We start from the raw sequence: 19,030 nt of genomic DNA, 5'->3' as shown, positions 1-19,030 counted from the left end.
TCCCCTTCGCTTTTTATTTCCCTTAATCTTACTTTTTGAAACGCGGTTCTTTTGTTATGATATTCTTTGTCTATCAAATGGATGAACACCTTTTAATGGGAGGACCCCTTTTTGAAATGCGCCCGACTGAATAACCGAACGATACATTTACATACATATTCAAGAGAACATTACCAATTCCTTTTTGAAGAAGCCCAAAAAGGGAATATTTTTTGCGCACATTGTGACCAGCCCGTCTTGATGCGGCTTTCGATTTTAGAGCAGCCGGCATTTTATCACCGGCAAAAGGGAGACTTCACCGCCTGTGAAAAAGCATGCGCGGCCAAGGAACCACTAGCGGAGAAAGAAACAGAAGAGTATAAGGAAGCCGGCATGTTCCGCCTGCCGAAAGGAAAAGCGATTTCAGAGAATCCGAAACCGATCGTCTCAGAATGGAAAAGCCCGAAAAAAGTGCCTGCGACCGAACCGTTTTCACCAACATCCGAGGCGGCTGATACATCTTTGTTCCCCGGCATCGGCCTGAACCGTGAACAGATGAAGGCAGTTACTGAAACGGACGGGCCTTTATTAGTGCTTGCCGGAGCGGGAAGCGGAAAAACAAGGGTGCTGACAGCACGCGCCGCCCATATGATTGAACACCTCGGCATTTCACCTGAGAATATGCTGCTTGTGACCTTTACGACAAAAGCCGTCGCCGAAATGAAAGAGCGGATGGCAAATGAGTACGGTCTGGCAGCCGGAAAAGTCTCCCGTCTCGTGACAGGAACATTCCACAGCTTTTTCTATAAAATACTCTATCACTATGATTCTTCAAAATGGAACGGCAGCCAGCTTTTAAAAATGGAGTGGCAAAAAGAGCAATATGTGAAAAAGGCGCTCTATGAAGAACATTTGGATGAAAAAGAGTTTCCCGTCGACCAGGCGCTTCAGCTTATCGGCTGCTGGAAAAACACGTATCTCCCCCATGAGACCATTCCGCTTGCGGACGACTGGGAGAAAAAAGTGTACAGGCTCTACGAACATTACGAACGGCAGAAGCGGGAAAAACGGCAATTTGATTTTGATGACATGGCCCAAGGCTGTTATGAACTGTTTCAAAGCCGGCCTGATATTCTCGCGCAGTACCAAAACAGATTTTCTCATATTTTGATTGATGAATTTCAAGATATCAATCCTGTCCAGTACAACATTATGCAAATGATCGCAAGCCCAGGGAATAACCTGTGCTGCGTGGGTGATGACGACCAATCCATTTATGCGTTCCGCGGCAGCAGCCCGTCTTTCATTCTTGATTTTCAAAAGGATTATCCGGGAGCAAAGACCATTTACTTAACGGCAAATTACCGATCGCCGCATCCGATCGTCTCAAGCGCTCATGCCGTCGTAAAGAAAAATAAAAAACGGTATGAAAAAACACTTTCTGCCGTCAAAGACGGCGTTCACAATCCCGTGATATTTTATCCTTACGATGAAGAAGAAGAAGCGACCATGATCGTTTCGGATATGAAAGAGAAGATTCAAAACGGGGCGAGCCCTGACGATTTTGCCGTGCTTTACCGGACAAACAGCGCCGGACGGGCCATTTATGAAAGACTGCACCAATCATCGATTCCTTACCATGCCGACAGGGGCGTGCAGACGTTCTACAGCCGCAGAATCGTGCGCCAGATCCTCGCCTACTTATATGCGAGTCAGAATGAAGATGATCCGGATGCGGTGAAAGACCTGCTGCCCGCCTTATTTTTAAAGCAATCCGCCCTGCAAACGTTAAAGGCGCTGTCAATCACGGAAGATTGCACGATGATTAAGGCACTGACGAAACTGCCTGATCTGAAGCCTTTTCAAATAGGGAAGATCAAGCAGATCGTTCCGTTTTTCGCAAGCATCCGGACAATGAAGCCGGTTGAAGCCATCACCTTTGCAGAAAGCAAAATGGGTTTTTCCGAGTATTTAAAAAAACGGGGCAATGAGGGAAACAAACTGGAAAAAGGCTCTGATGATCTCAGGGATGTCAAAGTGGCCGCCAAAAAATTCAAAACCATTCCCGATTTTCTTGCGCATGTCGATCATATGCGCGCCGCTGAGAATCTGAAAACCGATGAAAACGGCGTCGAACTGCTGACCATTCACCGCTCTAAAGGTCTTGAATTCAATACGGTCTATATTTTAGGCGCGGCTGACGGCTCTATCCCCCATGACTTCGCGCTTGAGACGGCGAGACAGGGCGATCCCGCTCCGCTCGAAGAAGAAAGACGGCTTCTGTATGTCGCAATGACAAGGGCCATGCAGCATTTATATGTATCTTGTCCCGCGTACAGGCGGGGAAAAACAGCGCGCAGCTCAAGATTTCTCGAGCCCCTTCTTCGGACGGACAGACGGAGCGCACTCAGGATATAAAGAACCCGGCAGATCACTGCCGGGTTCTTCTCACATAAAAAGGCCTTTTTAGCAAGGCCGGCTGACGCCTATTTATTGTTCAGCATTTTAGAAATGGTGCCAAAATCAAGTTTCTCTTTACCGCTTGTAATAGATTGAACGATTTTATCTTCCAATTCTTTCGGAACACGCTTGTTAGCCAGCTGGGACACCTTCTGAATGACGCCTCTCACCGTGTTTTCATCTTTGAAATTGGCATTTTGCAATGATCCTGCAAGGTTCATGACATCCTTCATGCTGACGCCTGTTTTCTTCTCAATATTTTTGAAAAATTGATTATCCATGGTGTGCCTCCTTTTGTGGAGTAATACGATATTGTATGAATAAAGAGCGGAACATGTGCCCGTAAGACAAGGAAAAAATTCCGAGTGCCCCGTCTCTATACTCCTTCATACATCAGGGAAGCACGGGACTGATCGGTCCCGCGCTTATCCAAGGTCTTGCTAAGGTTTAGCCAAAAAAGGATGCACCGACAATGATCAGAAGGATGAACAATACGACAACAAGAACAAATGTTGAGCCGTATCCGCCTCCGACATAGCCGCCGCCGTATCCGCCGCAGCCGCCATAACCGCCGTAGCCGCCGCCGAATCCGCCATATCCGAATCCCATATCTAAGCACCTCCTTTACTCTCTATACTCTATGTGAGCCGACTTGTTTGGCTTGGATAAATGCATAGGGCCGGTGCGGATTTCGTTCATTTTAGTGAGAATGCTCATTTTTCTTCAGTTTTGCTTCTGTTTCGGCGGCAAACACATCTATCCATTCCTCAAAGCGCGATCCCGCTTCATCAAACTCAGACAGCTGCTTTTCAATAGATAAGATATATTTGTCATGCTCCCGCTGGTTTTGATTGTGCCGGCGGTATTTACCGTTTATGAATGATTCAAATATATTCATAACATCCCCTCCTCCTATGATCTATGCCGAACAGAGGCCGGCGTTCGGCAAAAAACAAAAAAACCGGAAGCTCCGGTTTTTTAGAAAACGGCTATTTCGGTTTTTTCTTTTGGCCGCAGCCGCAGCCTTTTTTCTTAATTTTTTTTTCGTAAGGCTGATGCACAGTTGATTTGTATGGAGAATGTTGGGAAGGTTTGCTTGATTGATTCATGGTGATCCTTCCTTTCCTTATGTCATATATGCCAGTTTATGCCGAAAGTGACGGTAAGTTGCTGGTGGAACCGCCTTATTCCTGCAGAAGACGGGAAACCGCAGCTTCAATGATTCCGGCCGCGCCGGCTATGGCTAACAGCAAAATCAGCCATTGTGCGGCCCCGGGTATCACAATCTGCGCCGCAATTAGAAAGGCGGCACACCACACGCCCGTACACCAGTAGCAGCTGAGAAGTTCACCGATAAATGCCCTGATGCCTTTCCCTTTTATGACAATGTAGGTTTCTGTCGTGCCGTCGGGTGCGGTTTCTGTTTTTTCCTCGTGAAAAAGGCTCCGAAGCGGCGCCATAATGGTGTCAAATACGAAAAGCCTGGCCAGCCGGAAAACGGCAAACGATAACAGAATAAATGAAAGCCAATTGATAACCACCTGTTCACTCCTTTTCAAAACTTGACCTCTTTATACATATGCGAAAACCCTGATCTTCATGAATCGCACCTTGTCCGGTAAAAAAATAGGTGCGGTTTAGTTGTTTTTCTTATTCCGCTCGGCGTTTCATTTGCATTATATAAAGTATGAATGAGAAAGGAGTGAAGGTTATGTCGTTTGAAGAAAAAGTCGAAACACTGCAACCGCAAATATACGAACAATTATCCAACGAATTCGAGCAGACGATCGAAGTGATTGATTGCGAAAATGTCACAATAGATACAACACATATAACGGCCGCTCTTTCTATACAAGCCTCAGTTACTACGGCGATTATCCTTGCGACACAGCTCGCGATCGCAGATGAAGACACAGCCGACCAAATAGCAACCGAACTGCTGATCCTGGATGATTGCCAAATAAAAAAGAGGACCGTCATTCAAGTCCTGAACAGCCGCAATATTAAAATCACACTGACTGCAGACGATATTATGGCCTTTGTACAAATTTTGTTTCAATTATTAAATATACTTTTTGCTGAACTAGACATCCTTTAACCTTTCTTTTCAAATATTTAAATAGAGGTGAGAACAAATGGCAGATAACGAAAAATTAAAAAAAGAACTCGAAAATCTACCAGAAGTGGATCCGCTTTTAAAGGTGCTTGTCAGCAATGTCTTCAAAAAACACGGCGTGACAAAAGATAAAATGCGGGAAATACCTGATGAAGAAAAAGAAATGCTGATCGCATTAGTCAAAGACATGCAGGCAAAAACAGAAGCTTTTCTTGAAAGCCAGAAACAGAAAAAAGAGCAGGAAAAAGCGCAAGATCAGCAGACCAATCCGCAAACCCGCAGAGAACAATTAATCGAACAGCTCCGGCAAAGACGCCAAAATCCCGGTCAATAACTAAAAAATAGTGATTTTTATCAGGATAGATGCCTGAGTCAAAGTAAGGGGCCGGCTCATTTAATATTAGTAAAAGAAAAGGAGGAATAGATATGGAAAGCAGACCATACTCTTGGGTTGCACTTGATCCTGAATGCGAACATCCGCGAGAAGAAAAAGAAGAAAAAGAAGGCAGAAGATGCAGTGTTTGCTGTAACGGAAACGGATTCGGCGAAGATAATGCCTTCCTTGACCAAGACCTTGCTCAAGCGAATATCAACAAACAAGTTTCTGAAGAAGCGATTATTATCAGAGACTCTTGTGATATCAACGTAACGTCAACAGACGTTCAAGCAGTCGCTTCAGTCATGACAGCGATTAATGCAGCAGTCGTAACGGCCACTCTCACTTCAATCGCTGACGGAGTCATCGCTGAATTGGTCGCACAAGACTTATTGCAGCTAACAGCTAACAAACAAATCAACCGTCAAAAACTGCTCATCGAAAACTCCCGCGGCGTAAACGTGACAACAGTAGATGCCGATATCGCAGTATTGATCTCAACAGCGACAAATTTACTGATTGCTGTCTTAGTCATCACCCTTGTCCTCTAAAAAGAAAAAGCAGAGCTAAAAATGCTCTGCTTTTTCTTATTTTCTCCGCATATGATGAATATATAGACGTTCACCCACACCAAGTGAGGCTCGCGTACATATGTTGTTAAAGACAAAAGTCAAATACCCTAAAAGAAGGAGCTGAAATCCATGAGCTGCGGAAAACACCATGGCCGAGATGAAAGTTGTGTATGCGATGCAGTCGAGAAGATTTTAGCAGAACAAGAGGCTGTTGAAGAACAATGCCCGACTGGATGCTATACGAATCTTTTGAGCCCGACGATTGCAGGTAAAGACACCATTCCGTTTCTCGTATTTGATAAAAAAGGCGGATTGTTCTCCACATTCGGGAACGTCGGAGGATTTGCGGATGACAGCCAGTGCTTTGAGTCCATTTTCTTTCGTGTAGAAAGACTATGCGATTGCTGCGCAACGCTTTCAGTATTGCGCCCCGTAGATGTGCACGGCGACACCCTCAGCGTCTGCCATCCTTGTGATCCTGATTTCTTCGGTTTAGAAAAAACAGAATTTTGCATTGAAGTTGATCTGAGCTGCTTCAGCGCCATTCAGTGCCTTTCACCCGAGCTTGTTAACCGGCCTGCGCCGCACAAAGAGAAAAAGCATCACGGATAGTCATTGATTCGCATCTTTCCTAAAGAAGAATCCCCTTCCAACCTTCTATTACAGATGCAATCATCAGCCCGCCCGGACTTCCGGGCGGCTGACTCTCCGATATCGTTTAAACCGGTACCATTTAAAACGTGAAGTCAGGAGGGATATTATGAGCAAGCATACAACATACTGTGTGCGTGAAGCGGTAGAAAATATTGAAGACCTGCAAAATGCGGTTGAAGAAGATTGCCCGACAGGCTGTTATTCTAAACTTTTATCTCCGGCTTATACATTAGGCGATACAGTGCCGTTCGCCATCTTCACCTCAAAATCGAAACCGTTCACCGCATTCGGAAACGTCGGCGAGCTGGATAACGGTCCGTGCTTTAATACCGTTTTTTTCAGAGTTGAAAGGGTCTGTGACGGCTGTGCCACATTAAGCCTGCTTATTGCTTTTGACGAGCATAAGCACATTCTTGATTTTACAGATAAAGACTCTCTCTGCGATGTATTCCGTTTAGAAAAAACGAACTATTGCGTTGAAGTCGATCTCCATAGCTTCTGCGCCATCAATTGCCTGAACCCGAGACTGATCAACCGCACACATTCTTAAATCAAAAAGCATAAAAATAAGCTGCCGGATGAAAGAATTCAGGCAGCTTTTTGTATGGTTAAAATCCAAGCGGATGCAGCGAGGTAATATCGTCTATTGCGAGTTCTGCCGGCGCTCCGTTGCTTGTCGTCCGCAGGAAGATCGCATTATTTTTTCTGCCGACGATTACGCCTCTGTAGGTTTTCCCGTTGGCTTCTATCAGACAAAGGGTCCGCGGCATATTATGCGGCAGCTTCGTTAAGAAATCAATTTTTTCAAGAATGGACATTCTGCTCATCGGCTTTTTCACGCGCTTTGGCGGAACCTTTTCCTCTGGGGCGGCATTGTGAACCGCTTCAGGCTCTTTTTTAGCGGCGTCGGGCTTGGCAGTGTCCTGCTCCGCTTGCGCCGGAACTTCTTGAACGGCTTCTTCTGCGCGGCTGTGCTGTTCAGGTACTTGCTTTTCTGGTTCGACAGCCACTGCTCCTTCAGGCTGAGTTTGACATTCTTCCTCCCGCTTTCCATGCATCGGCTCTTCTTCCGGCAGCTGAGGCGCTTTCCTTTTTTTGATTAATATGTCCTGCATTGATGATTGCGTGTCTGAATAATCCGCCTGAACAATATACATGAGCGGTTTTTTTTCCGCGTTTCTGTTTTGTTTTGACATCTTCATCCCTCCGATTCTGTCATGTTTTATTTATATGACGGAATGATTAAAATCAGAAGAAAGAAAAAAGCAATCCCTGAAAGGGACTGCTTGTTATTTAACGTGCGGTAATATGGAATCCTGAATCAACGTGAAGATTTTCGCCCGTGATGCCTCTTGACAGGTCACTGAACAAGAATGCAGCCGTGTCGCCCACTTCTTCAGGTGTTGTCGTGCGGCGCAGCGGCGCGCGCTCTTCAATTTCTTTCAGGATAGAGTTGAAATCACTGATTCCTTTTGCAGACAGCGTACGGATCGGTCCTGCTGAAATGCTGTTGACGCGGATGTTTTCTTTTCCTAAGTCAGCGGCTAAATATCTGACGCTCGCATCAAGAGACGCTTTTGCCACACCCATTACGTTATAGTTTGAAACGACGCGCTCTCCGCCGAGGTAAGTGAGTGTAACGATGCTTCCGCCTTCAGTCATAATCGGACGCGCCGCTTTTGCGACCGCTGTCAGAGAGTAAGAACTGATGTTATGCGCAAGCAGGAATCCTTCGCGGTTCGTATTTAAATATTCGCCGACAAGCTCTTCTTTGTTTGCGAACGCGATGCAGTGCGCGATGCCGTGAATCACGCCGACCTGCTCTTTAATGCTCGCAAAGCAAGTTTCGATCTCAGCGTCATTTGTCACATCACACGGAAGGATGATGGAATCATTTCTTTCTAATGTAGCCGCAAGGTCATGAACTGATTTTTCCAAGCGCTCTCCCGCGTAAGTGAAAATGAGGCGCGCTCCGGCTTCATGCAGCGAACGGGCGATTCCCCATGCGATACTGCGTTTATTGGCAACGCCCATCACAACGATGTTGCGGCCTTCAAGTGAGAAATTCATATGTATAAAGCCTCCTGTAATCGTCTTAAAGACATAGTTTTAGTACCTGATCTTAATTTTTATCATATCATAACCTTGTCCAGATTGAAAGCATGGGAAAAAGACCGCGGATGTTGAAGCGGTCTCTTTTTTATCTCGTCTGCAGACTGTTCCTTTTAAAGGCAAAATGATTGGTCGGGCCGTGTCCCTCTCCAATGCCAAGCGTATGTTCCACGGCTTCCCGCACAAAATTGACGGCTGTCTCAAACGCGGTCTGAATGTTTTTCCCCTTTGCCGTTTCCGCCGTCAGCGCGGCTGCGAACGTGCAGCCTGTTCCGTGGGTGTGTTTGGTGTCAATATAAGCGTGGCTGATTTGGGTAAAAGACGAACCGTCAAATAATAAATCAACGATCCTCCCCTGTTCAGGCTGGTGTCCGCCTTTTATGATGACATGCTTTGCACCAAGCTTGCAAAGGCGTTCGGCCGCTTTTTTCCGGTCCTCAAACGTGCGGATTTCCATTCCCGTCAATACCTCAGCTTCCGGAACATTCGGCGTCACCGCATAGCTGCGCGGAATTAACAGCTCTTTTAACGCGGCCTGAGATTCCTCACGCAGCAGGGAAGCACCTCCTTTGGCAATCATGACGGGGTCGGTGATGACATGATCAAGCCCGTACTGATCCGTTTTTTCCGCAATTTCCGCAATCATTTCCGCGCTCCACAGCATTCCCGTTTTTACAGCGTCAGGCCGCAAATCTTCCGCCACCGCGTCAATCTGGCTGCCCAGCGCTTCCCGGGTGAGCGGATAAATGCCGTGAACACCCAAAGTGTTCTGGGCGGTTACCGCTGTAATGGCTGACATCCCGAAAACGCCGAGCTCCTGAAAGGTTTTGAGATCCGCCTGTATACCGGCGCCGCCTCCTGAATCTGATCCGGCAATCGTCAATGCTTTGCATATGCTCATGATGTTTTTCTCTCCTTTCGCATTATCCGATCCATTTATGATAAAAGGATTTCGCTCTGCTGATATCACTTGTGCCGTGTATTAATGCTCTGCCGTCACGAAACAGTACCATCTTGAAATTGTCTGTGCAAAACGAAATTAAATACGGGTTGGCTGAAACATCAAGCCCTGTCCGTCTGAGCTGTCCCGCAAGTTTTTGCAGATCAACCTGCTCGGAGATCCCCGTTCTGATCTGCACCGTGTTCCGCCCGCACAGAACCGCCGCTTTTGTCTGATTTTCATAGGATAAAAACGGAAAATCGTTTGTGCCGCAGCTTGGGCAATCAGCCGACTTAAGACGGGCGACGTTTATTTCTGACCGTTCATTTTTCCATAAATCAAAGGAACGGAGAACATGCTCGATAGATCCGCCCGTTAACAGCTTCAGCGCATCTGCTGCCTGAAAAACGGCCGTCTGCAATACAGCCGGGCTGATGATTCCCGCCGTATCGCATGTCATACCGCCTAAAGGCAATGTTTCAAGCAGACAGTGAAGGCACGGCGTGACACCGGGAATGACGGTAAAAGAGAGCCCGTAGCTGCCGACACAGGCGCCGTACAGAAAGGGAATCCCTTTCTGTACAGCCGCATCATTCACAATCAGCCTCGTTTCAAAGTTGTCGGCGGCATCCACGATGAGGGAGGCATCACGAATCAATCCGGGTGCGTTTTCCGCAGTGACATCCATGACAAATCCCTCGACCTCTACATCACTATTTATAGATCGAAGCCGTTTTTCAGCCGCCGCGGCTTTCGGCATTTCCTGTCTGACATCGTCTTCGGTATAAAGCTGCTGGCGCTGGAGATTACTCCACTCCACATAATCTCTGTCAGCGATCGTTATCTTCCCGACCCCTGCTCTGACAAGCATCTCCGCACTTGCCGTCCCAAGCGCACCCGCGCCGATAATCACGGCATGAGACGACCGGAGCTTCTCTTGGCCGGAGGGACCGATCGGCTGAAACAGCTCCTGTCTGGAATATCTCTCCGTCATACCGGAAGACCGTCTCGCGGACTGCTTGCAGTTCCGTAATCTTTCACCGGAATTCTCCCGGCTTCATAAGAAAGGCGGCCCGCTTCTACGGCAAGCTTCATCGCCCGGGCCATCTTGACCGGATCATCAGCGCCTGACACAGCGGTATTTAACAGCACGCCGTCTGCCCCGAGCTCCATCGCGTAGGCGGCGTCTTTTGAAGATCCGACGCCGGCATCGACAATGACCGGCACCTTCGCCTGTTCAATGATAAAGGAAAGATTCAGCGGATTTAAAATTCCCTGACCGGAACCGATCGGCGAAGCGCCCGGCATAATGGCATGCACCCCGAGCTCCTCAAGACGTCTTGCGAGCACGACATCATCTGACGTATACGGAAGCACGATAAATCCCTCTTCGAGCAGCTGTTCTGATGCTTTCAGCGTTTCAACCGGATCAGGCAAAAGTGACCGGCTGCATCCGATGACTTCTACTTTTATCATGTCACAAAGCCCTGAAGCTTTGGCAAGCCTTGCGATTCGGACCGCCTCTTCAGCCGTTGCGGCGCCGGCCGTATTCGGCAGAAGCGTGTATTTAGACAAATCAAGCTGTTCGAGAAAGTTAGGCTGAGACTCTTCAAAGATGTTCATCCTCCGCACCGCAAAGGTTAAAATATCTGATTCCGAGACGGCCACCGCCTCTTTCTGAATCTCAAAACTCGGATATTTTCCCGTTCCTAACAGCAATCTTGACTGAAACTGTTTTCCGCCTATTGTTAACATCCTCATCCGCCTCCTACAAAATGGACAATTTCTATGACATCGCGGTCACACAAACTCGTCTTTTCATAATTCTTTTTTTCAATGATTTCTTTATTTCTCTCCACAACTACGATTCTTTGATCAAGCTGGTACGATTCAAGCAAATCCTGAACCGTCCCCTCATTTTGATTCCAATCAATTTGTTTTCCGTTCAGCTGAAGGATCATATATGAACAGCCTCCTTGCGATCAATTCGAAACGCTTCTTCCCATTCCTGTTTAATCTGTCTTTCCAGGATCATATCCCGCACCATTTCAGCAGTTGCCGGCGCCAACAGGATGCCGTTCCGAAAATGGCCGGCGGCGAATATGATCCCGCTGTCTTCAGGATGCCGCCCGATAAACGGCTTTCCATCTCTTGTTCCCGGCCTGAGTCCCGCCCAAAACCGGTCTATTTTCATATGTTCGATGGCGGGAAGCATGGTTTTCGCTTTTGCAATGACGGCCTCAATTCCTCCGATGTCAGGCGTATCGCTCCAGTCGCCCTGTTTCATCGTGGCGCCGATGACAAGCCGGCCGCTTTTTCTCGGGACGACATAACAATGATCATGGTAAAGGGTTTTGGTCAGCGGGGTATCGTCATTCCACACGGAAAGGCATTCTCCTTTTACAGGAAAAAAAGGCTGTCCCAAGCCGAGCTGGCTGAAAAACCGGCCGCTCCATACACCGCTTGCAACTGCGACTTTGTCAGCATAGACATCCCCGCCGGACGTTGTGATGCAATATTCTCCGTTCACTCGTTTTACGGAGGTGACTTGTGTATGCTCATATATGTCAGCGCCATAGCGCCGCGCCCCTTTTGCATACGCTTTGCAAACATAGTACGGTTCGACATGGACATCGTCTTTTATAAAACTTGCGCCTAGAATGTCTTTTGAAGCGTAAGGCTCTTTTTCAAGGGCATCTTCCGCTGAAAGCCAGGTGACGGAAGGTAGATCATCCATCTTCCGCAGACGGGCGATATCTTCTTCGGTATACGCCAGTTTAAGCATTCCGCCGTTATGGCGCCTGATGTCAATGCCGCAAGCTTCCTCAAGCTCTTGCCCCGCCGCTTCATACAGCCTTTGACTGTGCATGGCAAAATCAAAAAACGCATCCCGGTTTTCACATTCCGCATGAGCGCCCAGCATTCCCGCGGCAGCGCTTGTCGTTTTTCGGCCGACTTCTCCGGCTTCAAACAAGACAACGTTTTGCTGCGTCTTCGCCAGCTCATAAGAAATGGCGCACCCGATAATTCCGCCGCCGATCACCGCCGTATCATAGTGCTTCTTCATAATCGGCCTCCCTTACCGCGCGTGCATACCGTTTTGCCGCCTCCTCAGGATTTTCAGCTGAGAAAATGCCTGACATGACGGCAATTCCGTCCGGCTTCGCCTGCTTTGTGTGTCCGATCGTCTGCAGTGTCATTCCGCCGATTGCGATAACGGGGATGGAAAGCGTGCGTTTGATCTCTGAAAGCAGGCTGATGCCTCTTGCTTCAAGTCCTTGTTTACATTCGGTTTCAAATACATGGCCGAACACCACATAATCCGCATCTTCCTTTTCAGCTTGGATGGCTTCTTTCAGCGAATGAACCGAACGTCCGATATGAAGATGGGGAAATCTGCTTCGCACCTGCTTTACGGAAAAGCTGCGGGACGGAAGCTGAACACGGTGTATATTGGCAAATAGCGCGATATCCGCCCTGTCATTGATGATCAATTTGTCCTTATCCGCACCGCCCTTTTTCAAAAGGGACAAAAGCTGCATGATTTCTCCCGCTGTTTTATCCCGCTCACGGATATGGATAAAGCTTACTTCGCGCTGAATCGAAAGAATATCCTCGGCCAGCTCGGCAACGGATTTGCGATTATCAGTTACCGCGTGCAGCTCCAAAAGATTCCACCTCTTTTCCGCCCTTCTCGGACCAGCCTTCTTTTTGATAGGCCATTCCCCAAAATTGATATTCATAATAGCTTGAAATCACAAAATTCTCTTTCATTTTCGCGCGGATGTCCTCTGTGCTGTTTTCAGCAATCTCGTCAAAACGGCTGATCTGTTCTTCGACTTGCTGTCTGAACCAGTCTCCGCCGTATGTACCGATCCATTTTTCATAAATCGGATGCTCCGGTTTGCACTCCTTTAAGTGTTCGCCGACTTCATAATATAGCCAATAACAGGGCAGAAGCGCAGCTAATATTTCTCCAAAATTGCCGCTCATCACCGATCTGTACATATGAGACGTATAAGAATAGGCGGTCGGTGCCGGTTTAAATGCCGCACGCTCTTCTTCCGTAATCCCTAAAAGCTCCGTAAACTCGCGGTGCAGCGCCATTTCCGCTTCATATGTCCCTTGAGCGTGGCCCGCCATCCTGCCCGTCGTAAACAAGTCTTCGGCATATGCGGCGCCGAACGCCTGAACTTTTGCAAAATGCGTCAAATAGTAGGAATCTTGCAGCACGTAATAGCTGAAACGGTCTATCGGCAGGCTTCCGTCACCGATTCCCGTTACAAACGGATGAACAAAACTTCCGTCCCACCATTCGGCAGCCGCCTGTCTGCATTCTTCAGAAAATGTCATTATGTCTTCCCCCCTGATAAAATAAAAAAAACCACCTTCCCGCATCGGAAAAGTGGTTTGGAATTTAAATGGATAAAAGGAACCCCCAAAAAATACCGCTCCACTTCCCTACGCAGGTCTGAACCTGTTCAAGTTATGAGGGTCTAAAAGTCTCACTTTTATCTCAGCCCTTATGAAGGACACCCCTAGTGGTCATACGATTATTGATTTATTTGTTATGCCTTCTATATTATCACGAATTGCAATTTGGTCAAGCTTCAAGGATTTTTCTCAGTTCCGACACGTAGTTGCGCGAGCCCGTGACGATGAGACGGTCTCCTGTTTTCAGCCGCGTGTCTCCGTGCGGAACGATGCTGTCCACACCTCTGAAAATCCGGACGAAAATCACATCGCCCATCAGCGGAAATTCTCGCAGAATGATGCCGTTATACGCCGGGTTTTCCAGATTGATCTGATATAACGAAGACTCCTCATTCGTCAGGAGGCTCATCACGCCCGGCGCCTCAATTAATGCGCGCAAGAGCGTCTTTGTAGACAGAAGGATAGAAAAAATACTGATGCCCTCTTCTTTCAGTTTTGTTTCATGCTCAACCGAGCCGACGCTTGCGATGATACGCTCAGTCCCTTTCTCTTTCGCTATTAAGGCGATTTCAGCGTTCACATCTTCATTTCCCGTCGCCACGACAAGAATATCCGTTTTGAAAATACCGTGCGACTCAAGCGTTCCGGGCTCGTAATCAGAAATCGTGTCAACCGAAAAAACGGATTCCGCAAGCGTTTCCCCGGCATTTTCCTGATACACATGGACGACCCGTACTTCATATTCCTCATCGGGCAATTCCAGCGTAACCGGAAGCGTCATCTGGTTGGCGCCGATAAATGTAATGCGCTTTTTTTCCTGCGGCGCACTTTGCCGTTTGTATAATTTCTTAAAGCCGATCGGCGTGATGATGCTGGCAATAACCGCAACTAAAGTCAGCGCGCCGGACATATTGGCGCTGATAATGTGGAGCCTTTCTCCGATCGTAGCCGCCGCGATAACAAGCGACAGCGTGGACGTCAGCAAAAAGCCCGAAGCAAACACGGTTCTTTTGTCATACCATTTCTTTAAATAAAACACCGGGAACATTTTGCTGATAAACAGCGCAAGCAGAAGCAGCGGAATCATCGTTAACGTTTTCGGATCTTGGAAAAGCGTCCAAATGTCCAATTTCACCCCGACCATGACGAAAAAGATCGGAATTAAAAACCCGTAGCCGAAGGAATCAAGCTGTTCCACCATTTCTTTATTCGGAGACAGAAGCGATACCAGAACGCCTGCCAAAAACGCGCCGAGAATATTTTCCGCCCCGAGAGATTCCGATAAAGCGACAAGCACGATAATCAGTGTGAAAATGGCTCTCGTGCCGATCTGCACGGTGCCTTTAGACATCGACTGCACAAATGAACGGTGTTTAAAGATCCTGCCGAAGAAATACAGCACGACCCCCGCGGCAAAGAGAATCAACAGAAGCCACATATTTCCGCTGTCTTCTCCGTAAAGAGAAGAGAAGAAAGCGAGCAGAATCATCGTAGCCAAGTCCGCGATAACGGCGACAAGCAGGATGATCTGGCCGATATTGGAGTTCATAATCCGTTCTTCCTTTAAAGTCGGGACCACCACACCGAGTGATATCGTCGAAATAATAAGCGTCATTAAAAATGCGTTTTGAATAAAACCGGCTAATACAAAGGCATAGGACAGCAGCAATGATAAAATAAAGATGCCGAAAAAGATAATCAGTGCGGCAGAAAACGTGTTGGGCGCTTCCTTGCCGTTCGGAAGGAATTGTTTTTTCTTCCCTTTCTCAAATGAAGAAAAATCAATTTCCAAGCCGCTTAAAAACATTAAAAAGATAAAGCCGAGAACAGACAGCGTCTCCAGCCACGTGTCTCCCTGAACGACAAGATTCAGGCCGCTTTTTCCGATAATAAGCCCCATGATGATCTCCGCGACGACGACGGGGATGCTGAGCTTAAACCGATGTAAAAGGAGCGGCGTCAAAAAAGCGACGATCAGAACGACGACTAAAGATGCGACTGATGTGTGTTCCATTCGTAAATACCTCCTTAAAACAAGGGTTATAAAAGCCCGCTTTAAGCGGGCGAAACCTTACTTTTTTTTAAAAACATAACGCATATTCTAACAAGGCTGAACGCGAAAAAAAAGTGATAAGGCTTTATTTCTTCAATTCTTTTTTTAATTTGTGCAAAAACAGCGTAATTAGGTATAGGAATTAGCCCCATAATAAATAAAAAACCGTTAATAAGGAGGCTGACACGAATGGCTTACGACATCATCAGCGATATACACGGATGTTATGACGAAATGATCGCGTTAATGCAAAAGCTCGGATATGAAGTGAAAGACGGAACGCCCGTTCACTCTGAAGGCAGGACGCTTGTCTTTGCAGGGGATTTAACGGACAGAGGCCCAAAATCCGTAGAAGTGATGCGTTTTGTGGCAAAAGCATATGAAAAAGGAGCCGTCCGTTATGTCCCGGGAAATCATTGCAACAAACTGTACCGTTACTTAAAAGGAAACCCCGTAAAAGTGATGCACGGACTGGAAACGACGGCAGCCGAACTGAAAGAGCTGTCTCCCGCCGACAGAACGGAAGTCTCCAGACAATTTATCCGCTTATATGAGTCAGCGCCGCTTTATGACATTTTACATAATGGCGATCTCGTTGTCGCCCACGCCGGCATAAAAGCTGACGATATCGGTAAATACTCGCGTAAGGTAAAAGAATTTGTTCTGTACGGCGATATCACGGGTGAAACGCATCCCGACGGCAGACCCGTCAGAAGAGACTGGGCCGCCGCTTATGAAGGCAAGGCATGGATTGTTTACGGCCATACCCCGGTAAAACGCCCACGGATCGTCAACCGTACAATCAACATTGATACAGGATGCGTCTTCGGCAATCAACTGACAGGCTTTCGCTTTCCGGAGCATGAAACCGTCTCTGTGGAAAGCTCAATGCCCTATGATGCCTCACGATTTCGCGAGGATCACGGAAGGCAGGCATGAAAAAAAGCCCGAAACCGGCAAACGGTTCGGGCTTTACATGTGTTCAATTAATGTTTTCATATCGTCAGGCACCGGAGCGTGAAAAACGAGCGTTTTTCCGGTCATGGGGTGTACGAATGAAAGCCGCTCACTGTGAAGAGCCTGCCGGGCAATTCCCTCATTTTTTCCGCCGTACAGTGTATCACCGACTAACGGGTGGCCGAGGTAGCTCATATGCACCCGGATTTGATGCGTCCGCCCCGTTTCCAGCCGCAGGGCTGCAAGCGTAAACGCATGTCCCGCTTTTTCCGTTTGAAAATGCGTCACCGCTCGTTGTCCCTCCGGCGTTACCATCCGCTCAATAATACTGTCGTGTTTTCTTCCGATGGGCGCGTCCACCGTTCCTTCCTTCTGCAGCATGATCCCGTGTACGACAGCGAGATACCGCCTGCTGACAAGCCCCTTTTTCTGCGCTGCCGACAAAAGAGAATGGGAAAGCCGATGTTTGGCGATCAGCATCGCCCCCGATGTATCCCTGTCAAGGCGGGTGACAAGATGAACCGTTGATTGTACGCCGCTTTTTCGGTAGTGGCTGATCACTCCGTTAGCGATGCTTTCCGACGGGTGTTCTCTTGATGGAATTGAGGAGACATACGGCTGTTTATTGACCACAAGCACATGGTCATCTTCATAAAGAATATCAATAGGAACCGGCTCAGGCAAAAGCGTTTCACTCACATGCTCCTTCGGAAATTCAATCTTAAGCACGTCTCCTTCCGCTAACACGGCGCGGACGGTTACATGCTCTCCGTTCACAAGCAGGTCTCCCCCGCCGAATTTAATGTCAGCGAGAAGCCGCTTTGAAATGCCGAGCTGCGCCGTATATTCTTTTACCGTCATGCCGGCTTCCCGGGCAGTCATGTTCTTTTGGATAAAAAAGTTGTCCAATCCGTTTCCTCTTTCTATTCGCCTTTTCCGATAAAGGAGTCCTGCACCCTTTTCCAAAACGGAAAAGGACGGAATCTTGCAAATCTGACTTTTTCATTTGCCACACGGCATAGAATGGACTTGACATCCTTATGCAGCAAGGTTAAATGATCAATTGTGACTTGAAAGTCGACGTCGTTTCTCGGTTTGATGACACAGTTATGATGATCGGGAAGCAAAAGCGGCGAGCCGACAGTCCTGAACACTCTGTTGTTGATGGATGCCATTTCCGCAAGCTGAATCGCTCTGATGGAAGGGTGGATGATCGCGCCGCCTAACGCCTTATTATAAGCCGTGCTTCCGGAAGGCGTGGACAGACATAAACCGTCTCCCCTGAACGTTTCAAACAGCTGGCCTTTAATTTCCACGTCAGCGACGAGACTGCCTTCTATGCTTTTGATCGTACATTCGTTCAAAGCCAGATACCGCTCCTCACGCTCTTCATCATGATAAGTGACAATCACCTCAAGAAGGGGATACTCCACGGTATGATACGGCGTTTTGGCGATGGCCAGAACGAGCTTTTCTATCTCCTGCGGAACCCAATCGGCATAAAAACCCAAATGCCCCGTGTGAACTCCGACAAACGCCGTTTTATCGAGACGGTCGCTGTACCTGTGAAATGCGTAAAGAAGCGTTCCGTCACCGCCGACGGAAATCACGATTTCCGGCTCTTTTTCATCCAAGGTCATATCAAAATCGAGTAAATACGCCTGTATTTTGCTTTTCAATGTATCTGAAACCTCGTCTCCTTTTGAAGAAACGGCAAATTTCATGCCATTCCCCTCCTTTCCTACTGGCGGTCTCCCGCTTTTTTCTTTCGCGAGAACGCGGCTTGGGCTTCCTGGATTTCTCCGCGGATTTCTGACATTTCTTCATCGAGCCGGGATGCGGCTTCTGAGGCCCGCTGCAGCCTCAGCTTTACTTTTTCGGGAATGTTCCCGCTGTATTTGTAATTCAGTGAATGCTCAATGGTTGCCCAAAAGTTCATGGCAAGCGTCCGAATCTGTATTTCCACAAGAACGTGCTTTTCACCGGACGTTGTTTGTAAAGGATATAAAACGACAAGGTGGTAAGACCGATATCCGCTTTCCTTATGCTCTGCTATGTAATCCCGCTTATCGACAACGGTAAAATCTTTTCTGGCAAACAGCATATTTTTGACGATCTGGATATCATCGACAAATTGGCACATGATACGCAGCCCCGCGATATCCTGCATCGTTTCAATCTGATGAAGCGGTATGCTTTTTCGTCTCGCTTTTTCAAGTATGCTCGCCACCGGCTTCACGCGGCCTGTCACAAACTCAATCGGTGAGTGGTCATCTTCATACTCATAAAGGGTTCTGACGCCTTTCAGCTTCACCTTTAATTCTTCAACAGCCTGGCGGTATGGCGCTAGAAATTGCTCCCATTGTTTGTCATCCAT

The 19,030-nt window shown here is 47.7% G+C and carries 24 protein-coding genes and 1 riboswitch; of the genes, 7 read left to right on the top strand and 17 right to left on the bottom strand.

The window, feature by feature from the left end:
- Positions 1-111 precede the first annotated feature (111 nt).
- On the top strand, positions 112-2,397 hold the full coding sequence (locus tag NYE36_RS06010; protein ID WP_094032351.1) for an ATP-dependent helicase: 2,286 nt from the start codon (positions 112-114) through the stop codon (positions 2,395-2,397).
- Between the two features lie 68 nt (positions 2,398-2,465).
- Here the strand turns inward: NYE36_RS06010 and NYE36_RS06005 are convergent, their stop codons facing one another.
- From NYE36_RS06005 to NYE36_RS05990, 4 genes are all read right to left on the bottom strand, one after another.
- Complete coding sequence (locus NYE36_RS06005; protein ID WP_003154986.1) at positions 2,466-2,720, bottom strand: stage VI sporulation protein F; 255 nt, start codon at positions 2,718-2,720, stop codon at positions 2,466-2,468.
- Between the two features lie 166 nt (positions 2,721-2,886).
- A complete protein-coding gene (locus NYE36_RS06000; RefSeq protein WP_007610678.1) occupies positions 2,887-3,048 on the bottom strand; it encodes a YjcZ family sporulation protein in 162 nt (53 codons plus the stop codon).
- Between the two features lie 91 nt (positions 3,049-3,139).
- Positions 3,140-3,337, bottom strand: a complete 198-nt coding sequence (locus NYE36_RS05995) for a hypothetical protein (protein WP_012117306.1) — start codon at positions 3,335-3,337, stop codon at positions 3,140-3,142.
- A 286-nt stretch (positions 3,338-3,623) separates the two neighbouring features.
- A complete protein-coding gene (locus tag NYE36_RS05990) occupies positions 3,624-3,980 on the bottom strand; it encodes a DUF1360 domain-containing protein (protein ID WP_047936403.1) in 357 nt (118 codons plus the stop codon).
- Between the two features lie 170 nt (positions 3,981-4,150).
- On the opposite strand from NYE36_RS05990, the gene NYE36_RS05985 reads away from it, so the two are divergent.
- The 5 genes from NYE36_RS05985 (at position 4,151) to cotZ (ending at position 6,707) form a co-directional block, all read left to right on the top strand.
- On the top strand, positions 4,151-4,537 hold the full coding sequence (locus NYE36_RS05985; protein ID WP_003154992.1) for a spore coat protein: 387 nt from the start codon (positions 4,151-4,153) through the stop codon (positions 4,535-4,537).
- Positions 4,538-4,574: 37 nt separating this feature from the next.
- Entirely contained in the window at positions 4,575-4,889 is a 315-nt protein-coding gene (locus NYE36_RS05980; protein ID WP_015239584.1) for a hypothetical protein, read from the top strand.
- Between the two features lie 92 nt (positions 4,890-4,981).
- Positions 4,982-5,482, top strand: a complete 501-nt coding sequence (locus NYE36_RS05975; RefSeq protein ID WP_017417463.1) for a spore coat protein — start codon at positions 4,982-4,984, stop codon at positions 5,480-5,482.
- A gap of 150 nt (positions 5,483-5,632) precedes the next feature.
- Positions 5,633-6,115 (top strand): spore coat protein CotY, encoded by a 483-nt coding sequence (gene cotY / locus NYE36_RS05970; protein WP_007409090.1) that lies wholly within the window; start codon positions 5,633-5,635, stop codon positions 6,113-6,115.
- 148 nt (positions 6,116-6,263) lie between these two features.
- Complete coding sequence (cotZ, locus tag NYE36_RS05965) at positions 6,264-6,707, top strand: spore coat protein CotZ (protein ID WP_015417224.1); 444 nt, start codon at positions 6,264-6,266, stop codon at positions 6,705-6,707.
- 58 nt (positions 6,708-6,765) lie between these two features.
- On the opposite strand, the gene NYE36_RS05960 is transcribed toward cotZ, so the two are convergent.
- From NYE36_RS05960 to NYE36_RS05915, 10 genes are all read right to left on the bottom strand, one after another.
- Positions 6,766-7,353 carry a CotO family spore coat protein gene (locus tag NYE36_RS05960; protein WP_094032349.1) on the bottom strand — a complete coding sequence of 196 codons (588 nt, stop codon included), beginning with the start codon at positions 7,351-7,353 and terminating at the stop codon, positions 6,766-6,768.
- A gap of 97 nt (positions 7,354-7,450) precedes the next feature.
- Positions 7,451-8,227, bottom strand: a complete 777-nt coding sequence (fabI, locus tag NYE36_RS05955; RefSeq protein WP_003155001.1) for an enoyl-ACP reductase FabI — start codon at positions 8,225-8,227, stop codon at positions 7,451-7,453.
- Between the two features lie 130 nt (positions 8,228-8,357).
- Positions 8,358-9,170, bottom strand: coding sequence for a bifunctional hydroxymethylpyrimidine kinase/phosphomethylpyrimidine kinase (thiD, locus tag NYE36_RS05950; protein WP_015417222.1), 813 nt, complete (start codon positions 9,168-9,170; stop codon positions 8,358-8,360).
- 22 nt (positions 9,171-9,192) lie between these two features.
- Entirely contained in the window at positions 9,193-10,203 is a 1,011-nt protein-coding gene (gene thiF / locus NYE36_RS05945; protein ID WP_039251967.1) for a thiazole biosynthesis adenylyltransferase ThiF, read from the bottom strand.
- Positions 10,200-10,970, bottom strand: a complete 771-nt coding sequence (gene thiG, locus NYE36_RS05940) for a thiazole synthase (RefSeq protein ID WP_007610655.1) — start codon at positions 10,968-10,970, stop codon at positions 10,200-10,202. Before thiG ends, thiF begins: the two co-directional genes overlap by 4 nt.
- Complete coding sequence (gene thiS, locus NYE36_RS05935; RefSeq protein ID WP_039251972.1) at positions 10,967-11,170, bottom strand: sulfur carrier protein ThiS; 204 nt, start codon at positions 11,168-11,170, stop codon at positions 10,967-10,969. Before thiS ends, thiG begins: the two co-directional genes overlap by 4 nt.
- Complete coding sequence (thiO, locus tag NYE36_RS05930) at positions 11,167-12,276, bottom strand: glycine oxidase ThiO (RefSeq protein ID WP_061862072.1); 1,110 nt, start codon at positions 12,274-12,276, stop codon at positions 11,167-11,169. Before thiO ends, thiS begins: the two co-directional genes overlap by 4 nt.
- The gene (tenI, locus tag NYE36_RS05925) at positions 12,260-12,877 is read right to left on the bottom strand and encodes a thiazole tautomerase TenI (RefSeq protein WP_122503865.1); all 618 of its coding nucleotides are present in this window, start codon (positions 12,875-12,877) and stop codon (positions 12,260-12,262) included. Before tenI ends, thiO begins: the two co-directional genes overlap by 17 nt.
- Positions 12,855-13,562, bottom strand: a complete 708-nt coding sequence (tenA, locus tag NYE36_RS05920; protein ID WP_015417218.1) for a thiaminase II — start codon at positions 13,560-13,562, stop codon at positions 12,855-12,857. The genes tenI and tenA overlap by 23 nt, the downstream gene beginning before the upstream one ends.
- A gap of 88 nt (positions 13,563-13,650) precedes the next feature.
- Positions 13,651-13,759: riboswitch (TPP riboswitch) on the bottom strand.
- A gap of 53 nt (positions 13,760-13,812) precedes the next feature.
- Positions 13,813-15,657: a monovalent cation:proton antiporter family protein gene (locus NYE36_RS05915; RefSeq protein WP_025284561.1), complete on the bottom strand. Its 1,845-nt coding sequence runs from the start codon at positions 15,655-15,657 to the stop codon at positions 13,813-13,815.
- Between the two features lie 228 nt (positions 15,658-15,885).
- Between NYE36_RS05915 and prpE the strand changes: the two genes are divergently transcribed.
- Entirely contained in the window at positions 15,886-16,635 is a 750-nt protein-coding gene (prpE, locus tag NYE36_RS05910) for a bis(5'-nucleosyl)-tetraphosphatase PrpE (RefSeq protein ID WP_064115911.1), read from the top strand.
- A gap of 33 nt (positions 16,636-16,668) precedes the next feature.
- Here the strand turns inward: prpE and NYE36_RS05905 are convergent, their stop codons facing one another.
- Genes NYE36_RS05905 through yjbM form a run of 3 tightly spaced genes read right to left on the bottom strand, consistent with a single transcriptional unit; the run spans position 16,669 to position 19,030 of the window.
- Positions 16,669-17,562 carry an RluA family pseudouridine synthase gene (locus NYE36_RS05905; protein ID WP_094032346.1) on the bottom strand — a complete coding sequence of 298 codons (894 nt, stop codon included), beginning with the start codon at positions 17,560-17,562 and terminating at the stop codon, positions 16,669-16,671.
- 14 nt (positions 17,563-17,576) lie between these two features.
- A complete protein-coding gene (locus NYE36_RS05900) occupies positions 17,577-18,377 on the bottom strand; it encodes an NAD kinase (RefSeq protein WP_003155018.1) in 801 nt (266 codons plus the stop codon).
- A 17-nt stretch (positions 18,378-18,394) separates the two neighbouring features.
- Positions 18,395-19,030, bottom strand: coding sequence for a GTP diphosphokinase (gene yjbM / locus NYE36_RS05895; RefSeq protein WP_003155019.1), 636 nt, complete (start codon positions 19,028-19,030; stop codon positions 18,395-18,397).

This window comes from Bacillus sp. FSL R5-0593 (assembly GCF_038603755.1).
GTDB lineage: Bacteria > Bacillota > Bacilli > Bacillales > Bacillaceae > Bacillus > Bacillus velezensis.
Note: the sequence above shows the minus strand (reverse complement) of the source record. Positions and strands in the feature narration are given on the sequence as shown.

Coding starts and splice junctions, on each gene's coding strand:
- cotY (WP_007409090.1), top strand. CDS start 5,633: ATGAGCTGCGGAAAACACCATGGCCGAGATGAAAGTTGTGTATGCGAT.
- NYE36_RS06005 (WP_003154986.1), bottom strand. CDS start 2,720: ATGGATAATCAATTTTTCAAAAATATTGAGAAGAAAACAGGCGTCAGC.
- NYE36_RS05985 (WP_003154992.1), top strand. CDS start 4,151: ATGTCGTTTGAAGAAAAAGTCGAAACACTGCAACCGCAAATATACGAA.
- thiG (WP_007610655.1), bottom strand. CDS start 10,970: ATGAGGATGTTAACAATAGGCGGAAAACAGTTTCAGTCAAGATTGCTG.
- thiF (WP_039251967.1), bottom strand. CDS start 10,203: ATGACGGAGAGATATTCCAGACAGGAGCTGTTTCAGCCGATCGGTCCC.
- fabI (WP_003155001.1), bottom strand. CDS start 8,227: ATGAATTTCTCACTTGAAGGCCGCAACATCGTTGTGATGGGCGTTGCC.
- thiS (WP_039251972.1), bottom strand. CDS start 11,170: ATGATCCTTCAGCTGAACGGAAAACAAATTGATTGGAATCAAAATGAG.
- NYE36_RS05975 (WP_017417463.1), top strand. CDS start 4,982: ATGGAAAGCAGACCATACTCTTGGGTTGCACTTGATCCTGAATGCGAA.
- cotZ (WP_015417224.1), top strand. CDS start 6,264: ATGAGCAAGCATACAACATACTGTGTGCGTGAAGCGGTAGAAAATATT.
- thiO (WP_061862072.1), bottom strand. CDS start 12,276: ATGAAGAAGCACTATGATACGGCGGTGATCGGCGGCGGAATTATCGGG.
- NYE36_RS06000 (WP_007610678.1), bottom strand. CDS start 3,048: ATGGGATTCGGATATGGCGGATTCGGCGGCGGCTACGGCGGTTATGGC.
- yjbM (WP_003155019.1), bottom strand. CDS start 19,030: ATGGATGACAAACAATGGGAGCAATTTCTAGCGCCATACCGCCAGGCT.
- NYE36_RS05980 (WP_015239584.1), top strand. CDS start 4,575: ATGGCAGATAACGAAAAATTAAAAAAAGAACTCGAAAATCTACCAGAA.
- prpE (WP_064115911.1), top strand. CDS start 15,886: ATGGCTTACGACATCATCAGCGATATACACGGATGTTATGACGAAATG.
- NYE36_RS05960 (WP_094032349.1), bottom strand. CDS start 7,353: ATGTCAAAACAAAACAGAAACGCGGAAAAAAAACCGCTCATGTATATT.
- NYE36_RS05900 (WP_003155018.1), bottom strand. CDS start 18,377: ATGAAATTTGCCGTTTCTTCAAAAGGAGACGAGGTTTCAGATACATTG.
- thiD (WP_015417222.1), bottom strand. CDS start 9,170: ATGAGCATATGCAAAGCATTGACGATTGCCGGATCAGATTCAGGAGGC.
- NYE36_RS05915 (WP_025284561.1), bottom strand. CDS start 15,657: ATGGAACACACATCAGTCGCATCTTTAGTCGTCGTTCTGATCGTCGCT.
- tenA (WP_015417218.1), bottom strand. CDS start 13,562: ATGACATTTTCTGAAGAATGCAGACAGGCGGCTGCCGAATGGTGGGAC.
- NYE36_RS05995 (WP_012117306.1), bottom strand. CDS start 3,337: ATGAATATATTTGAATCATTCATAAACGGTAAATACCGCCGGCACAAT.